General features: G+C 73.2%; 16 protein-coding genes. 2 read left to right on the top strand and 14 right to left on the bottom strand.

Going from position 1 to position 16,192, the window contains the following annotated elements:
- Positions 1 to 444: 444 nt before the first annotated feature.
- Positions 445 to 981 carry a methylated-DNA--[protein]-cysteine S-methyltransferase gene (locus DDQ41_RS18690; protein ID WP_109295518.1) on the top strand — a complete coding sequence of 179 codons (537 nt, stop codon included), beginning with the start codon at positions 445 to 447 and terminating at the stop codon, positions 979 to 981.
- Positions 982 to 1,370: 389 nt separating this feature from the next.
- Here the strand turns inward: DDQ41_RS18690 and DDQ41_RS18685 are convergent, their stop codons facing one another.
- Entirely contained in the window at positions 1,371 to 1,640 is a 270-nt protein-coding gene (locus DDQ41_RS18685) for a GlsB/YeaQ/YmgE family stress response membrane protein (RefSeq protein ID WP_109295517.1), read from the bottom strand.
- Between the two features lie 115 nt (positions 1,641 to 1,755).
- Between DDQ41_RS18685 and DDQ41_RS18680 the strand changes: the two genes are divergently transcribed.
- Complete coding sequence (locus DDQ41_RS18680; RefSeq protein WP_109295516.1) at positions 1,756 to 3,000, top strand: APC family permease; 1,245 nt, start codon at positions 1,756 to 1,758, stop codon at positions 2,998 to 3,000.
- 57 nt (positions 3,001 to 3,057) lie between these two features.
- Here the strand turns inward: DDQ41_RS18680 and DDQ41_RS18675 are convergent, their stop codons facing one another.
- From DDQ41_RS18675 to DDQ41_RS18615, 13 genes are all read right to left on the bottom strand, one after another.
- Positions 3,058 to 3,450, bottom strand: a complete 393-nt coding sequence (locus tag DDQ41_RS18675) for a YccF domain-containing protein (protein WP_017948758.1) — start codon at positions 3,448 to 3,450, stop codon at positions 3,058 to 3,060.
- The gene (gene htpX / locus DDQ41_RS18670; RefSeq protein WP_109295515.1) at positions 3,447 to 4,310 is read right to left on the bottom strand and encodes a zinc metalloprotease HtpX; all 864 of its coding nucleotides are present in this window, start codon (positions 4,308 to 4,310) and stop codon (positions 3,447 to 3,449) included. The genes DDQ41_RS18675 and htpX overlap by 4 nt, the downstream gene beginning before the upstream one ends.
- A gap of 162 nt (positions 4,311 to 4,472) precedes the next feature.
- A complete protein-coding gene (mscL, locus tag DDQ41_RS18665; protein ID WP_109295514.1) occupies positions 4,473 to 4,931 on the bottom strand; it encodes a large conductance mechanosensitive channel protein MscL in 459 nt (152 codons plus the stop codon).
- Positions 4,932 to 5,183: 252 nt separating this feature from the next.
- A complete protein-coding gene (locus tag DDQ41_RS18660) occupies positions 5,184 to 6,758 on the bottom strand; it encodes an NADH-quinone oxidoreductase subunit N (protein ID WP_109295513.1) in 1,575 nt (524 codons plus the stop codon).
- On the bottom strand, positions 6,755 to 8,308 hold the full coding sequence (locus DDQ41_RS18655) for an NADH-quinone oxidoreductase subunit M (protein WP_109297816.1): 1,554 nt from the start codon (positions 8,306 to 8,308) through the stop codon (positions 6,755 to 6,757). Before DDQ41_RS18655 ends, DDQ41_RS18660 begins: the two co-directional genes overlap by 4 nt.
- Before the next feature lie 27 nt (positions 8,309 to 8,335).
- Positions 8,336 to 10,372: an NADH-quinone oxidoreductase subunit 5 family protein gene (locus DDQ41_RS18650; RefSeq protein ID WP_109295512.1), complete on the bottom strand. Its 2,037-nt coding sequence runs from the start codon at positions 10,370 to 10,372 to the stop codon at positions 8,336 to 8,338.
- Positions 10,369 to 10,728 carry an NADH-quinone oxidoreductase subunit NuoK gene (nuoK, locus tag DDQ41_RS18645; RefSeq protein WP_109295511.1) on the bottom strand — a complete coding sequence of 120 codons (360 nt, stop codon included), beginning with the start codon at positions 10,726 to 10,728 and terminating at the stop codon, positions 10,369 to 10,371. The genes DDQ41_RS18650 and nuoK overlap by 4 nt, the downstream gene beginning before the upstream one ends.
- The gene (locus DDQ41_RS18640; RefSeq protein ID WP_109295510.1) at positions 10,728 to 11,297 is read right to left on the bottom strand and encodes an NADH-quinone oxidoreductase subunit J family protein; all 570 of its coding nucleotides are present in this window, start codon (positions 11,295 to 11,297) and stop codon (positions 10,728 to 10,730) included. Before DDQ41_RS18640 ends, nuoK begins: the two co-directional genes overlap by 1 nt.
- The gene (locus tag DDQ41_RS18635; protein ID WP_109295509.1) at positions 11,294 to 11,929 is read right to left on the bottom strand and encodes a NuoI/complex I 23 kDa subunit family protein; all 636 of its coding nucleotides are present in this window, start codon (positions 11,927 to 11,929) and stop codon (positions 11,294 to 11,296) included. Before DDQ41_RS18635 ends, DDQ41_RS18640 begins: the two co-directional genes overlap by 4 nt.
- Positions 11,926 to 12,897, bottom strand: a complete 972-nt coding sequence (locus DDQ41_RS18630; protein ID WP_109295508.1) for a complex I subunit 1/NuoH family protein — start codon at positions 12,895 to 12,897, stop codon at positions 11,926 to 11,928. The genes DDQ41_RS18635 and DDQ41_RS18630 overlap by 4 nt, the downstream gene beginning before the upstream one ends.
- Positions 12,894 to 14,456: an NADH-quinone oxidoreductase subunit C gene (locus DDQ41_RS18625; protein WP_109295507.1), complete on the bottom strand. Its 1,563-nt coding sequence runs from the start codon at positions 14,454 to 14,456 to the stop codon at positions 12,894 to 12,896. Before DDQ41_RS18625 ends, DDQ41_RS18630 begins: the two co-directional genes overlap by 4 nt.
- On the bottom strand, positions 14,453 to 15,157 hold the full coding sequence (locus tag DDQ41_RS18620) for an NADH-quinone oxidoreductase subunit B (RefSeq protein ID WP_109295506.1): 705 nt from the start codon (positions 15,155 to 15,157) through the stop codon (positions 14,453 to 14,455). Before DDQ41_RS18620 ends, DDQ41_RS18625 begins: the two co-directional genes overlap by 4 nt.
- A complete protein-coding gene (locus DDQ41_RS18615; protein ID WP_109295505.1) occupies positions 15,148 to 15,552 on the bottom strand; it encodes an NADH-quinone oxidoreductase subunit A in 405 nt (134 codons plus the stop codon). Before DDQ41_RS18615 ends, DDQ41_RS18620 begins: the two co-directional genes overlap by 10 nt.
- Between the last annotated feature and the right edge of the window lie 640 nt (positions 15,553 to 16,192).

Genomic DNA, 16,192 nt, shown 5'->3' with positions numbered 1-16,192 from the left:
TCATGGCCCGCGACCACGTGTGCGCCCATGCGCCCCGCCGCACCGCCACGCGAAGCTTGCTGGGGAAGACCAGCCGTGCGGTACGCATTCGCGGCTTGCGCGGGTCGGTCCGGTCCTCGGTCCTCACCCGAGGCCGGCTCCCACGGGCGTCCGCGATCCCGTTCGAGGTGTGCGGCGAGGGCGTCGCCGCTCTGGTGAGTGGCACGGCGGGGTGGCTCTCGTGCGTCTTGGGTTCACCCGGGTACGACGCGTCCGCGTTGTCCGGGTCGATGGCCTGCTGCCGAACCGTGATCTCACGTCGAAGGTGGGGCGGCCGGGCCGCACCGCCCCCGCCGCCTGTCACTGGCGGCCCGGGTGCGATGTCGGAAATCCGCCAGACCCGGCGGCGCCCGCGCCGCAGACTCGTAGGCGCGGGCCGGGGCGGACGGGCCCAGGGGAGAGACGATGACGATGTACACGACGGTCGACAGCCCGCTCGGTGAGCTGCTGCTGGCCGGTGAGGAGTCCGCGACCGCGGCCGGCGGCACCGCGCTCGTCTCGCTCTCCCTGCCCGGGCAGAAGCGCGCGGCGGAGGCTCGGCGGGGCCGGCGGCCCGCCGCGGGGGCGTTCGAGGAGATCGCGGGGCAGCTCCGGGCCTATTTCGCCGGGGAGCTGACGCGTTTCTCGATCGAGTTCGCTCCGGTTGCCGGCACGGACTTCCAGCGGCGTGTCTGGCGGGCGGTGGAGGAGATCCCGTACGGCCGGACGGCGAGCTACGGCCGGATCGCGGAACGGGTCGGCGTCGCGGGGGCCGGGGTGAGAGCGGTGGGGACGGCGATCGGCCGCAATCCGCTCCTGGTCGTGCGGCCGTGCCACCGGGTGATCGGCGCCGACGGCGCACTGCGCGGCTACGCGGGCGGGCTGCCGAACAAGGAGTGGCTGCTCGGGCTCGAAGGCGGACGGGAGCCGGTGCGGGCGGTTGCGGGCGGGCCGGTGCCGTGAGTACGTGCGGACCGGAAGGCGCACCGCTGGTATGAGCGCGGGCGGACCGGAAGGCGCACCGCTGCCATGAGCGCGGGAGTGTTCCCGCGAGCGGATCGGTTCGGGTAACTCCGGGAACCGGGGCCGGCCGTACACGGAGGTGGAGCCGGTGCCCGGGGACCCGTCCGTCTTCGGCGGAGCCTGGCCGCGTACCACGGGTGCCCGGGTCCGTCCGGGCGGGCATCGCCGGGGCCGCGCCGGTCCCGCGCCGCGGCCGGCCGGCTGGACCTGGCCCCGCCCGGGCCGGGTCGAGGCTCCGCGCCGGGTCGAGGCTTCGGGAGACCGAGGCTTCCGGAGCGGGGCGCCGGGAGGGCCGAGGCCCCGGGTCCGCGGCGGGCCGGGCCCGCTCGCTAGCGGGCCCTGGAGTGGCCGAAGAGGATGCGGTACGCGATCAGCAGGACGAGTGCACCGCCGATGGCGGACACCCAGGTGGCACCGTCGTAGAAGTCCTGGGTGATCGGCCGGTCCAGGAAGCGGGACGATATCCAGCCGCCGACGAAGGCGCCGGCGACTCCGATGAGAGTGGTGCCGATCAGCCCGCCCGGATCGCGGCCCGGCAGCAGGATCTTGGCGACGACCCCGGCGAGCAGCCCGAGAATGATCCAGCTGATGATGCCCATGCCATGACCTGCCTTTCCTTGTACGCGTCCTCGGACTCCTGCCCGTAACGCGCTGCTGCCATGTCAGACGACCGGGGTGGGCGGTGCGGTTGCGGCCGTGCGTAGGGTGCGGCGTATGACACATGAACTGCGCAGGTCGCTGGGCGTGTTCGACGCCGTGGTCATCGGTCTGGGCTCGATGGTCGGCGCCGGGGTGTTCGTCGCCCTGGCGCCCGCGGGCGCGGCGGCCGGCACCGGGCCGCTGCTGCTCCTGGCCCTGGGGCTCGCCGCGGTCGTCGCGTACTGCAACGCCACGGCGTCGGCCCGGCTCGCGGCCCGCTATCCGGCGTCGGGCGGGACGTATGTGTACGGGCGGGAGCGGCTCGGACCGTTCTGGGGGTATCTCGCGGGCTGGGCGTTCGTCGTCGGCAAGACCGCCTCGTGCGCGGCGATGGCGTTGACGGTGGGTGCGTACCTGTGGCCGGAGCAGGCGCACGCCGTCGCCGTGGCCGCTGTCGTGTCCCTGACTGCCGTGAACTACGGAGGCGTCCGCAAGTCCGCCTGGCTGACCCGGGCGATCGTCGCGGTCGTGCTGGCGGTACTGGCGGCGGTGGTCGTCGCCTCCCTCGCCTCGCCGTCCGCGGACTCCGGGCGGCTCCTCTCGGGTGGCCCCGGCGGCGGCGCGGGGGGTGTGCTGCAGGCGGCCGGACTGCTGTTCTTCGCCTTCGCCGGGTACGCGCGGATCGCCACGCTCGGCGAGGAGGTGCGGGATCCGGCCCGGACGATCCCGCGCGCGATCCCGCTCGCCCTGGGGATCACCCTGGCGGTGTACGCGGCCGTGGCCTGTGCGGTCGTCTCCGTGCTGGGCGCCGAAGGACTCGGCCGGGCGGCGGCCCCGCTGGCCGAGGCGGTACGGGCGGCGGGGGCGGCGGGGCTGGTCCCCGTGGTGACGGCCGGGGCGGCGGTGGCCGCGCTCGGCTCGCTGCTCGCGCTGATCCTCGGGGTGTCCCGGACGACGCTGGCGATGGCCAGGGACGGCCGTCTGCCTCGGGCGCTCGCCGCCGTCCACCCCCGCTTCAAGGTCCCGCACCACGCGGAACTCGCGGTGGGGTCGGTGGTGGCCGTGGTGGCGGCGACGGCGGATCTGCGGGGCGCGATCGGCTTCTCGTCGTTCGGTGTGCTCGTGTACTACGCCGTCGCCAACGCCTCGGCCTGGACGCTCGGTTCCCGGGGGCGGGTGCCGGCGGCCGCCGGGCTGGCGGGCTGCCTGGTGCTGGCGTTCGCACTGCCGCTGTCGTCGGTGGTGGCGGGCTCGGCGGTGCTGGCCGCGGGCGCGGCGGCGTACGCGGTACGGGCGAGGGTCAGCCTGGGACGGTCCTGACGCCCCTCGGTCGCGGGGACGCCGGGGACGCCGGGAAGAGGACGCCTGGAATCCGCCTCACCTCGTGGCGAACGGCTGGTCGCTCGGCACGATCTCCTTGCCGAGCGGCAGCAGCGAGACGGGGATCAGCTTGAAGTTCGCGATGCCCAGCGGGATGCCGATGATGGTGAGGCAGAGGACGATACCCGTGGCGATGTGCCCGAGCGCCAGCCACCAGCCGGCCAGGACCAGCCAGAGCACGTTGCCGATGCAGGACGGGGCGCCCGCGTCCCGGCGCTCCACCACGGTCTGACCGAAGGGCCACAGCGCGTAGACGCCGATGCGGAAGGCCGCCAGGCCGAAGGGGATGCCGATGACGGTGATGCAGAGCAGCACGCCGGCCAGCAGATAGCCGAGGAACATCCAGAATCCGCACAGGACGAGCCAGATGACGTTGAGGACTGTCTTCATGGGCGGTGACCTGCCATCTGTTCGAGACGGGCGATGCGTTCGGCCATCGGTGGGTGGGTGCTGAAGAGCCTGGTGACGGCCTGTCCCGGCCTGAAGGGATTGGCGATCATCATATGGCTCGCCGTCTCGATCTTCGGCTCGGGCGGCAGCGGCAGCCGCCTGGTGCCCTCCTCGAGTTTACGCAGGGCACTCGCGAGGGCGAGCGGGTCGCCGGTGAGCCTGGCCCCGTCCGCGTCGGCCTCGAACTCGCGGGAGCGGCTGATGGCGAGCTGGATGACGGACGCCGCGAGCGGACCCAGGATCATGATCAGCAGCAGGCCGAGCAGCCCGGGACCGTCGTCGTCGTCCGAGCGGCCTATGGGAATCAGCCAGGCGAAGTTCACCAGGAACATGATCACTGAGGCGAGGGCGCCGGCCACCGACGAGATGAGGATGTCGCGGTTGTAGACGTGGCTCAGCTCGTGGCCGAGCACGGCTCGCAGCTCGCGCTCGTTGAGGATCCGCAGGATGCCCTCGGTGCAGCAGACGGCCGCGTTGCGCGGATTGCGCCCCGTGGCGAAGGCGTTCGGCGCCTGGGTCGGCGAGATGTACAGCCGGGGCATCGGCTGGCGGGCGTGGGTGGAGAGCTCGCGGACGATCCGGTACAGCGCGGGTGCCTCGAACTCGCTCACCGGGCGGGCGCGCATGGCCCGCAGCGCGAGCTTGTCGCTGTTCCAGTAGGCGTAGGCGTTCGTCCCGAGGGCGACGACCACGGCGACGACCAGGCCGGTACGGCCGAACAGACTGCCGATGACGATGATGAGGGCCGACAGCCCTCCGAGGAGAACGGCGGTCCTCAGTCCGTTGTGCCGGCGGTGCACGGTACGCCCTCCAAGTGGCTCGGCAGGGGAACCTCTGCGGTCGTGGTCCGCTCTCCAGTGGACCCTCCCGTACTGGTCAACGCCAGGCGGGAGCCGCGGGTTCCCCCGCCGCCGCGGGCGTGGGCGGCGGCACCGCTGGGCCGTTCGGGTGACCCGGCCGGCTCAGCGCTGCGAGGGGAGCAGCCCGGCCTTCTCGAGTGCCTCGGGGAGCGGCTGCACATCGCTGGTGCAGTGCGCGCAGCGGCTGGCGATCGCGGGGATCTCCGTGTAGCAGCGCGGGCAGTCGCGCACGGCGGCCTTGATCCCGACCGGCTCCTCCTTGGCGAAGCGGTTCTGCACCTTCAGCATCGGGACGACGACGAAGAAGTAGAGGACCGCCGCGGTGATGAGGAAGGCGATGGCGGCGCTGACGAAGAGCCCGTAGGGGAACTTCACCCCCTGGACGGTGAAGACCGCCTTGCTGAAGTCGCCGGCGCCCTGCGTGGCCACGCCGACCAGCGGGGTGATGAAGGCGTTGCTGAATCCCGTGACGACCGCCGTGAAGGCGGATCCGACCGCGAGACCGATCGCCAGGGAGATCACGTTCCCGCGGAGGATGAAGTCCTTGAACCCGCTCAGCACAGCGGTACTCCTTTGCCGTCGCTGCCGCCGTGTCGGCCCTGCTGCCGTCCGTGCGCGGTCACCACCGTGCCCGCTCGGGGCGCCGCTTGTCGAACCGCCGGTTCCGCCTGACCGGCGACGGGGCCTCCGCGGACTCGGGCGGGTCCCGGCCGGGGCCGGCCCCGGCAGGGCAGGGCGGGGCAGGGCGGAGCGGGGCAGGGCAGGGCGGGGGCGGAGCGGGGCAGGGGCCCGCCCGCTCCCCTCGCCGGCGGGTCAGAAGAGGTCGACGGCCGCGAAGCGGAGCACCAGTTGCGGCCAGCCGGACAGTACGACGCCCGCGGCGGCGGTGAGGGCGATGGCGGTGGTGACCAGTGCGGGGCCGCGGCGCCGGGCCGGCGGGCCCTCCGGTGCGGGCGCGGGCGCCTCCTCCGGCGCCCGGAAGAGCAGCGCGGTCCACTGCAGGTAGTAGTAGAGCGCGATCACGACGTTGACGGCCATGACGACGGCGAGCCAGCCGAGGCCGGCGTCGACCGCGGTCGAGAACACGGCGACCTTGGCGAAGAGACCGATGACGCCGGGCGGCAGGCCGGCCAGGCAGAGCAGGAAGAAGCCCAGCGCCAGGGCGGCCGCGGGGCGCGTCGCGTACAGGCCGCGGTAGTCCGCGATCCGGTTCAGCGGCTTCGTACGGGCGACCAGGGCGACCACGGCGAAGGCCCCGAGGTTCACGACGGCGTACATCAGGGCGTACGCGACGGTGGCGCCGATCGGTACGTCCCCCGACCGGGCGGCGGCGGCGACCGGGACCAGGATGTAGCCCGCCTGCCCCACGGAGGACCAGGCCAGCAGCCGTACGGCGCTGTGCGCGCGGGTGGGCGACTGGCGTACCGCGGCGACGTTGCCCGCGGTCATGGTCAGGGCCGCCAGCACGGCGACGACCGGGCCCCACACGTCGGCGTGGGCGGGGAAGGCGATGACCGTCACCAGGATCAGCCCGGAGAAGCCGACGGCCTTGCCGATGACGGAGAGGTAGGCGGCGACGGGCAGCGGCGCGCCGACATAGGTGTCGGGCACCCAGAAGTGGAACGGCACGGCCGCCGTCTTGAAGGCGAAGCCGACCAGGGTGAGCGCCACACCGGTCGCGGCCAGCGTGTCCAGCGGGCCGGGGACGTCGTCCATCCGGGCCGCGATCCGGGTCAGGTGCAGGCTCCCCGTCGCCGCGTAGACGAAGCTGACGCCCAGCAGCATCACGGCGGTGGCCGTGACCGAGGACAGGAAGAACTTGAGCGCCGCCTCGCTGGACATCCGGTCGCCTCGGCGCAGGCCGACCAGCGCGAACGCGGGCAGCGAGGCTACCTCGAGGGCGACGACGAGGGTGGCCAGGTCCCGCGCGGCGGGCAGCAGGGCCGCTCCGGCCGCCGAGGACAGCAGCAGGAACCAGTACTCCCCGGCGGGCAGCCGCCTCCGGGTCTCGGTGACCGAGAGCAGCGCGGTGACCAGCGCCCCGCCCAGCACCAGGAACTGGATGACGAGGGTGAACCGGTCCACCGTGTAGCTGCACACCTCGGGGGCGGTGGTCAGGCAGAACGTGGCACGGTCGGCCGTGTGCAGCGGCACCAGCGAGAGCATGGCGACGGCGAGGGAGGCGATGGCCGCGTAGCCCAGCAGCGCCTTCTTCCGCCCGGCGACGAAGAGGTCGGCGACCAGGATGAGCAGGGCGGCCACCGCGGTGATGGTGGGCGGGGCGATCGCGAGCCAGTCGACGGACTGCACCACGGACTGCACCACGGACTCGGCGGCGGGCTGGGCGGCGGGCGCGGCGGGCGCCTGCGGTGCGACGGCCAGGGTCATGCCTTTCCTCCAGAGAGGAGCTTCTGCACGGCCGGGTCGGTGAGGCCGAGGAGGACCGCGGGCCAGAGCCCGGCGAGGACGGTGAGGGCGACGAGCGGCGTCCAGGCGGCGAACTCGTAGCCGCGCACGTCGGCGAGCCGCGCCTCTCCGGCGGGCCGGGCGCCGCCCATGCAGACCCGGCGCACGACGACGAGCAGGTACGCGGCGGTGAGGAGGGTGCCGAGGCCGCCGATCGCCATGAAGGTGAGGAAGGCGGGACGGCTGAGGCCGTCGGCGGGATCGAAGGCGCCGAAGAGGGCGAGCATCTCGCCCCAGAACCCGGCCAGGCCGGGCAGGCCCAGCGAGGCCACGGCCGCGAAGGCCAGCAGGCCGCCGAGGCGGGGCGCGCGGCCGTACAGCGCGGCGCCGGTGGCGCCGGCGAGGGTGTCGAGGTCGGCGGTCCCGTAGCGGTCCTTGACGGCGCCGGCCAGGAAGAACAGCAGACCGGTGATGAGTCCGTGGGCGATGTTGGCGAAGAGCGCGCCGTTGACGCCGGTCGGGGTCATGGTCGCGATGCCCAGGAGCACGAAGCCCATGTGGCCGACGGAGGAGTACGCGATCAGGCGCTTCAGGTCGCCCCTGGAGCCGGGCCGGGCGAGTGCGAGGCAGGCGAGGGACCCGTAGACGACGCCGACGACGGCGAAGGCGGCGAGGTACGGGGCGAGGACCAGCATGCCGTCGGGCGCGATCGGCAGGAGGATCCGGACGAAGCCGTAGGTGCCCATCTTCAGCAGCACCCCGGCGAGCAGGACCGAGCCGACCGTCGGTGCGGCGGTGTGGGCGTCGGGCAGCCAGCTGTGCAGCGGCCACATCGGGGTCTTCACGGCGAGGCCGATCCCGATCGCGAGGACGGCGGCGACCTGCAGGGAGAGGCTGAGGCCGCGGCCGTTGTCAGTGGCGAGTGCCAGCATGTCGAAGGTGCCGGCCTGCAGTCCCACGAGGAGCAGGCCGAGCAGCATGACGACCGAACCGAGCAGCGTGAAGAGGATGAACTTCCAGGCCGCGGGGCGCCGGCCGGCGCCGCCCCAGCGGGCGATGAGGAAGTACATCGGGATGAGGACCGTCTCGAAGGCGAGGAAGAACAGCAGCAGGTCGAGGACGGCGAAGGTGGCGAGGGTGCCGGACTCGAGCACGAGGATCAGCGCGACGAACGCCTTGGGGGACGGGCCCTCGGGCATCTTGAAGTAGCTGTACAGCGCGCAGAGGAAGGTCAGCAGCGCGGTCAGGACGAGGAGGGGGAGGGAAATGCCGTCGGTGCCGAGGTGGATCCGCACGTCCAGCGCGGGGATCCAGCTGATGTCCGTCGTGGCCTGCATCTTCGACGGCTGGTCGTGGTCGAAGCCCAGCGCGAGGACCATCGTCGCGGCGAGGACCACGCCGGTGACGGTCACACCGTGCCGCAGTACGGCCTGGCCGGGTGACTTCCCCTTCAGTCCCGGCGGGGCCGGCAGGAGGGCCGCTGCGGCGCCGATGAGCGGGCCGACCACGATGAACGCGAGAAGGAACCGCATCACGGACTCACTGATATCGAGCACGGCTCACACTCCCGCGGCGACGAGTACGACGGCGATCGCCAGGACGACGGAGCCGGCCAGCAGTGCGCTGAGATAGGTCTGCACGTTTCCGGTCTGGGCCTGGCGGACGAGCCACCCGAGCCAGTTGGTGCCGGTTCCCGCGCCGCGCACATAGGTGTCGACGACCTCCCGGTCGAGGAACCCGACCAGTTGGGCGCCGGCCGTGACGGGGCGTACGAACAGGGCGCGGTAGACGGCGTCGAGGTGGAAGCCCGCCGCGGCGGGCCGGTGCAGCGGGCCGAGCAGCAGCCGGCCGGGGTCGGCCGGGTCGGTTGCGGCGGCGATGTCCCGGTACACGGGTTCACGGCTGGTGACCGCCTCGGGGGGTTCGGAGACGGCGGCTTCGGAGACCGGGGCTTCGGAGACCGGGGCTTCGGAGACCGGGGGCCCGGCCTCGGGGCGGGCGGCGACGTCGCCGATCGGGACACGTGCGGCCAGGGCCGTCGCATGCCGCCAGGTGGCGTAGGTGACGAGCCCGCCGACGAGGGCGACTCCCGTGCCCAGTACCGCGGTGGTGAGGGTCGGCTGCAGCGGCCTGCCGTCGAACCAGTCGTCGATGAAGCCCGCGGTCAGACCGAAGGCGAGCGACGGTGCGGCCAGCACCCAGAGGACCGCGGTCATCGCCGCGGGCTGCCGACCGTGGTCGGGGGCCTCGGCGCCCCGGCCGCGGAAGGCCAGCAGCCACAGGCGGGTGGCGTACGCGGCGGTGAGGAGGGCGGTGAGCAGACCGGAGACCAGCACGGCCCAGCCCGCCGCGACCGGGGCGGCGGACTCCCCGAGCGCGGTCCGCTCGGCTGCCACGAGCACGGCCTCCTTGGAGAAGAAGCCGGCGAAGGGAGGGATGGCGACGAGCGCCAGCAGGGCGATGGTCATCGTCCAGTAGGCGTCGGGGATCCGCCGGGCCAGGCCGCTCATCCGGGACATCGCGGCGAGCGAGTTGGTGCCTGCGGCATGGATGACCACACCGGCCGCGAGGAAGAGGAGTGCCTTGAACGCACCGTGCGACAGGAGGTGGAAGAGGGCGGCGCCGCGGTCCCCCACGGCCAGCGCACCCGACATATAGCCGAGCTGGCTGATCGTCGAGTAGGCGAGGACCCGCTTGATGTCGTCCTGGGCGAGGGCGGCGAGGGCGGCGCCCGCCATGGTGATCGCCGCCAGCACGGCGAGGACGGTCAGCGCCGCGGCGGACGCGGCGAAGACGGGGAGGAGCCGGGCGACGAAGTAGACGCCCGCGGCGACCATCGTCGCGGCGTGGATCAGCGCGGAGACCGGTGTGGGGCCGGCCATGGCGTCGGGGAGCCAGGTGTGCAGCGGGAACTGGGCGGACTTGCCCGCGACACCGGCGAGCAGCAGCAGCGCCACCAGGGTCGGGTGCTCGATCGCCCCCGCCGCGACGGCGCCGAGGATTCCGGTGATGCGGAACGTTCCGGCGTCCACGGCCAGCGCGAACAGACCGAAGAGGAAGGGCACGTCACCGAGCTTGGTGACCAGGAACGCCTTCAGGGAGGCCGCCCGTGCCTCCGGCGTCTCCCAGTAGTGGCCGACCAGGAAGTACGAGCAGATGCCCATGACCTCCCAGCCGACCAGCAGCACCATCAGGTCACCCGAGTAGACGACGAGCAGCATCGCGGAGGTGAACAGCGAGACAAGGGCCGCGTAGGAGGGGTAACGCGGGTCGTCGCGCAGATAGGCCGTCGAGTAGATCTGCACGCAGGAGGCGATGACACCGACCAGGACCGCGACCAGGACGGCGAAGCCGTCGAGGTAGAGGGCCAGTTCGACGGGCACCGACCCGGTGGGGGTCAGCTCGGTGGACGCGCTGATCGGCCGTCCGCCGCCCTGGCGTACGGCGACCAGTACGGCGAGCACGGCGGCGGCCAGCGTGGGGAGCACGGCCAGGGGCCGGGTGAATCCGGGCGAGGTGCGGCCGAGGAGCAGGCCGGCGGCGGCGCCGAGGAGGGGAAGGAGGGGGACGAGAACGGCGAGGGTCGTCGTGTTCACGCGGTGGCCTCGGCCTTCTCCGCCGCCGCGGGGCCGCCGGCCGGTTCACGGCCCTCGGCGGTGTCGCGGAGCTTGTCGATGTCCGAGGTGCCGCGGTTGCGGTACACCATCAGGACGATCGCCAGGCCGATACCGATCTCCGCGGCGGCGATGGCGATGGTGAACAGGGTCAGGGCCTGGCCGCTGTGCAGCGCGTCGCGCAGCCACACGTCGAAGGCGACGAGGTTGAGGTTGACGGCGTTGAGCATGAGTTCGACCGACATCAGGACCAGGATCGCGTTGCGGCGCGCGAGCACCCCGTACAGCCCGGTGCAGAAGAGGAGGACGGAGAGCACCGCCGGATAGACGAGATGCATCAGCTCTTCCCCTCCCGGCCCTCGGCGCTCCTGCGGGACAGGACGATCGCTCCGACCAGCGCGGCGAGCAGCAGCACGGAGAGCGCCTCGAACGGCAGCACCCAGTGCCGGAAGAGGATCTCACCGGCGACCCGGGTGGAGCCCTGGGCCGGTCCTTCGAGGTCGATCCACGTCGTACGGAACGCGTCGACGACCACCCAGACCAGGGCGGCCGCCGCGGCGGCGGCCACGGTGAGTGCGGCGGGGCGGTTACCGGAGTCGGCGTCGGGGGAGCGGCCGATGGGGGCCCTGGTGAGCATCAGCCCGAAGAGCAGGAGGACGACCACGGAGCCGACGTAGATCAGCACCTGCACCCAGGCGATGAACTCGGCGGTCAGCAGGAGGTACTCGACGGCCAGCCCGCCCAGCGCCACGACCAGCCACAGGGCGGCGTGCACCAGTTGCCGGGTGGTGACGGTGAGGACGGCGGCGGCCAGGGTGGCGACGCCCACGAGCAGGAAGGCGATCTCGACACCCGTCGGGGACAGGAAGCCGTTCCCGGTCTGGGCGACGGCGTGGGCGAGGGTCATGGACGGCCCCCCTCGTCCCGAGGAGTGGCCTGGCCCGTGGCGTCCGGTGCCCCCGGCGCCTGCCCGGCCTCGCCGGCCCGGGCGTGCGCGGTGGCGAGCTTCTCCGCTGCCTTGCGGGCCGCGGCGAGTTCCTTCGGCTCCTCGGCGGCCGTGTCCGGCGCGGGCGGCGCCGGAACCGTCCACATCCATTCGCGGAGCCTGTCCCGCTCATGGGTCAGCTCTCGGATGTCGGTCTCCGCGTACTCGAACTCCGGCGACCAGAACAGCGCGTCGAAGGGGCACACCTCGATGCAGATGCCGCAGTACATGCAGAGCGAGAAGTCGATGGCGAACCGGTCGAGGACGTTGCGGGAGCGCTCACGCCCCCCCGGTGCGGCGGCCGGGACCGTCTCCTTGTGGGAGTCGATGTAGATGCACCAGTCGGGGCACTCGCGGGCGCAGAGCATGCAGACCGTGCAGTTCTCCTCGAACAGGCCGATCACACCCCGCGAGCGGGGCGGGAGTTCGGGCTGCACGTCGGGGTACCGCGCGGTGTGCGCGCGCTTCGTCATCGTCCGCAGGGTGACGGCGAGCCCCTTGGCCAGGCCGGATCCCGGGATGCGGGACCGGGACGGCGGATGGGAGCCGGTCATGGCTGGATCACCACCTTGACGACGCCGGTGAGGGCGATCTGGGCGAGGGCGAGCGGAACGAGCGCCGTCCAGGCGAGCCGCTGGAGCTGGTCCTCCCGCAGCCGCGGATAGGACACACGGATCCAGATCACGACGAATGCGAGCACCGCGGTCTTCAGCAGGGTCCACAGCCAGCCGAGGCCCTCGGCGCCGAACGGGCCGTGCCAGCCACCGAGGAAGAGGACGGTGGTCAGACCGCAGAGGACGACGATGCCCGCGTACTCGGCGAGCAGGAACAGGGCGAAGCGCAGTCCGGTGTACTCCGTGTACGCGCCGAAGATGATCTCGGAGTCGGCGACCGGCATGTCGAACGGCGGGCGCTGCAACTCGGCGAGACCCGCCACGAAGAACACCAGGGCGCCCACGATCTGCCAGGGCAGCCACCACCACTCGAAGGCGTCCAGGATGCCGAGGAGGGAGACGGTACCGGCGGCCATGGCGACGGACGCGGCGGCCAGCAGCATCGGCAGCTCGTAGGCGAGGAGCTGCGCGGCGGTCCGCAGGGCGCCGAGGAGCGAGAACTTGTTGGCCGAGGCCCAGCCCGCCATCAGCGAACCGAGCACACCGACGCCCATGACGGCGAGTACGAAGAAGACGCCCGCGTCGACGACGACGCCGACCGCTCCCTCGCCCGGACCGATCGGGATCGCGACCAGCACGAGCAGATACGGGAGGAGCGCGACGGCCGGCGCGAGCTGGAACACGCGGCGGTCGGCGGCGGCCGGGACCACGTCCTCCTTCTGCGCGAACTTCACCCCGTCCGCGACGAGTTGCGCCCAGCCGTGGAAGCCGCCGGCGTACATGGGGCCGAGCCGGCCCTGCATATGGGCCATCACCTTGTGCTCGGTCTGCCCGATGACGAGGGGCAGCACCAGGAACACGGCGAACACGGCGAGGAGCCGCAGGGCGACGTCGAGTGCGTCGTTCACGCGCGGTCGCCTCCTGTGGCGTCGTCGGGCCGCGGACCGGGTCCTTCATCGGACCCGCCGCCCGGCCGGGGTGTCCGGGACGAGGGTGTCCGGGACGAGGGTGGGGTGCCGTCGGGGCCTGGCCGAGAGGGTGGGGACGCGGCCGGGGCGCCGTCGGGGCCCGCCCCCGGGTCGCGCTCGGGTGACGGCTCAGGGGACGGCTCGGGTGACGGCTCAGGGGCGGGTTCCCGCTCGGGTCCTTGTTCGGGTTCCCGCTCAGGCCCCGGCTCGGGTCCTTGCTCGGGGGCGGACTCACGCTCGGGCCCCGACACATGCGGGGATCCGGTCGCGTCCTTGCCCTGCTCGGTGCCGACGGTGCCGCTGCCACTGCCACTGCCACTGCCCGAACCCGCACCGGCCTCGGGCCGGGTCCCGGCAGCGGCGCCCCCGGGCGACAACGGCGCCTCGCGCTCGCCCCGTCCGGCTTGAGCCGCGGACTCCGGCCTCGGCCGCTCCGAGGCGTCGAACGCCGGGCGGGCATGGTGCCAGGGAGCGTCGGCGCCGCGGGTGCCCGGGGCCGGGGCCGACGGGGGTTCCGCCTCGCCGGGCCGGCCCGCTGGCCGGTCCGCGGCGCCGTGGGCGCTGCCTGGCGGGGCGGCCGCCTCCTCCGCAGCGCCGCGCGGATCGGCCGAGCCCTCGGACGCGGACCGCGAGCGTCGAACGGGTGCCTGGCTCGCCGACCCCTCGGCGGCGGAACGGGAGCGCCGCGCAACGGGTCCGCCGCCGGCTGCCCTCGGTCCCTCCGCCGCGGCGGCCGGATCGCCCGAAGCCGCCGGACCCGCCGTGTCGGCCGGACCGCCCGAAGCCGCCGGACCGCCCGAACCGGCCTGACTCGCCGACCCCTCCGACGCGCTGCGGGTCCGGCGCGGAGGGCGTTCGCCGGCGGCGCGCGGGGTGCGGGCCGGGCGGGTGGGGGCAGCGGGGAGCCGGCCCTTGAGGGGGCCCCACTCGTTCGGGTCCGGGACGCCGGGCGGCAGCATCTGGCGCCGCTTCGGTCCGCCGTGCTCCGACTCGCCCGGCTCCTTCGCGCCCGGCCATGCCTTGGCGACCCTCGCCGCGAGTACGAAGTCCTTGCGCAGCGGGTGCCCTTCGAACGTTTCGGGGAGGAGCAGCGGCGCCAGGTGCGGATGGCCGGTGAAGTCCACGCCGAACATCTCGTGGGTCTCGCGCTCGTGCCAGCCCGCTCCCGGGAAGACCTCCACCGCGGTGGGGAGCGCGGGTGCGTCGTGCGGGACGGTGGTACGCAGCATCAGCCTGCGCACGGAGGTTCCCGCCTCCCCGTTCTCCCCCTTCTCCCCCTTCTCCAGCGAGACGACGTGCGCGCAGACGCGGAAGCCGGTGCCCGGCTCGTCGACGGCGCTGAGCCAGTCGAAGTAGGTGCAGCCGAGTTCGTCGCGGGCGATCCGCAGCGCGTCCGGCCAGGAGGAGGCCGGGACGTCCACGGTCAGCAGCTCGTACGCCGCCTCGGCGGTCGCCTCCGGACCGAAGCGCTCCGCGATGTCCGTCCCGAAGGTGCTCACGAGGCGGCTCCCCGGTCGGACCCGCGCCCGTCCGGCGCCTCACCCGGCGGCGTCGCGCCGGACGGGGAGTCCGGGACGCTCCCGGCCGGCGCGGGCGGGGTCACCAGCCCGCTGCGGAGTTCGCTCACCGAGGCCCGCCCGGGAGCGGTGGCGTACCGCTCGCCCAGCGACTCGCGGGCGATCTTCTCCTGAAGCTTGAGAACGCCCTGCAGCAGCGCTTCGGGCCGCGGCGGGCAGCCCGGGACGTAGACGTCCACGGGGATGATCTGGTCGACGCCCTTGGTCACGGAGTAGGAGTCCCAGTACGGGCCGCCGCAGTTCGAGCAGGCTCCGAAGGAGATGACGTACTTGGGCTCGGGCATCTGCTCGTACAGCCGCTTCACCGCGGGCGCCATCTTGTCGGTGACCGTGCCCGAGACAACCATCAGGTCGGCCTGGCGGGGACCGGGCGCGAACGGGATCACACCGAGGCGGATGAAGTCGTGCCGTGCCATCGACGCGGCGATGAACTCGATCGCGCAGCAGGCCAGGCCGAAGTTGAAGACCCAGAGGCTGTAGCGGCGGCCCCAGTTCAGGATCACCTTCATCGGCTCGGGCGCCAGCCGGGAGAGGGCTCCCAGCCTCCTGGGTTCCGGCAGCAGCACCGGGTCAGCGGCCGGCTCGGGGCCCTCCGCTCCCGGGGTCCGCGGGGTCACGTCCATGTGAGGACGCCCTTCTTCCATGCGTAGAGAATTCCCACGGCCAGGAAGCCGAGGAAGATGAACATCTCCACGAGCGTCGTCGCGCCGTATCCGGCCGCGGCGAAGACCGTGGCCCACGGGAACAGGAAGATCGAGTCCACTGCGAAGATCACGTAGAGGAAGGCGTACACGTAGTAGCGGACCTGGGTGTGCGCCCAGCCCTCTCCCACGGGGTCGACCCCGCACTCGTAGGTGAGCAGCTTCTCCGGCGTCGGCACGACCGGCCGCAGCAGGCGTCCCGCACCGAACGCCACGGCGACGAAGAGCACGCCGACGACGGCGAGCAGCCCGACGACCGAGTAGCTCTGGAAGTAGTCGGCCGCGAGCACGGTCGACGAATCGGGAGGTGTCCGCACGTCCGCCCCTCGCTCCCTGCCCCTTCGACGATCTGTACGCACGGGAGTCTAGGCCCTGTTAAAGAAACGGTAAGCAGGCGTGTCGGTCATCGCACCGGAACGGATATCCCGCCGGTGCGGATATCCCCGCCCCCGCCTTCCCACGCCCCTTATGACCTGCACGGATACGGCCGGGCGGATCGCAGGCCGCGGAACCGGACGGATTGTCGGCCGCGGAACCGGACGGCGTTCCCGGCCCCGCCCCTCGTCCGCCCTCGCCCCGCGCCCGCGACGGACGGCCTGATCGGGGCCGCCCTGCGGGAGGGCAGGGACCTCGCCCCGCGCCCGCACCGGGCACCGGGCCTGACAGCCAGGGCCACGGGTCCCGGAACCGAGACCAGGACCATGGACCGCGACCGAGAACCGGGACCGCGCCCGGGAACGGCGTCGCGCCCGGGAACGGCGTCGCGCCCGGGAACCGGCACCGCCGCCCTGGGGGTGTGCACCGCGCCCGATCGCCCCGCGGCCCGTGACCGGCCCCGCGGCCCGCAGGCGCCGCAGGCCCCGCGCACACGAAACAGCTGCCCGGCCGCGCGAACGGTGCGATGCTGTGGGCGACCGGACGCGGGCCGTAGGACTCAGGATGCAGGACGCGGGATGC

This window comes from Streptomyces spongiicola (assembly GCF_003122365.1).
GTDB classification, from domain to species: Bacteria; Actinomycetota; Actinomycetes; order Streptomycetales; family Streptomycetaceae; genus Streptomyces; species Streptomyces spongiicola.
This window is presented reverse-complemented; position numbering and strand designations above follow the sequence as displayed.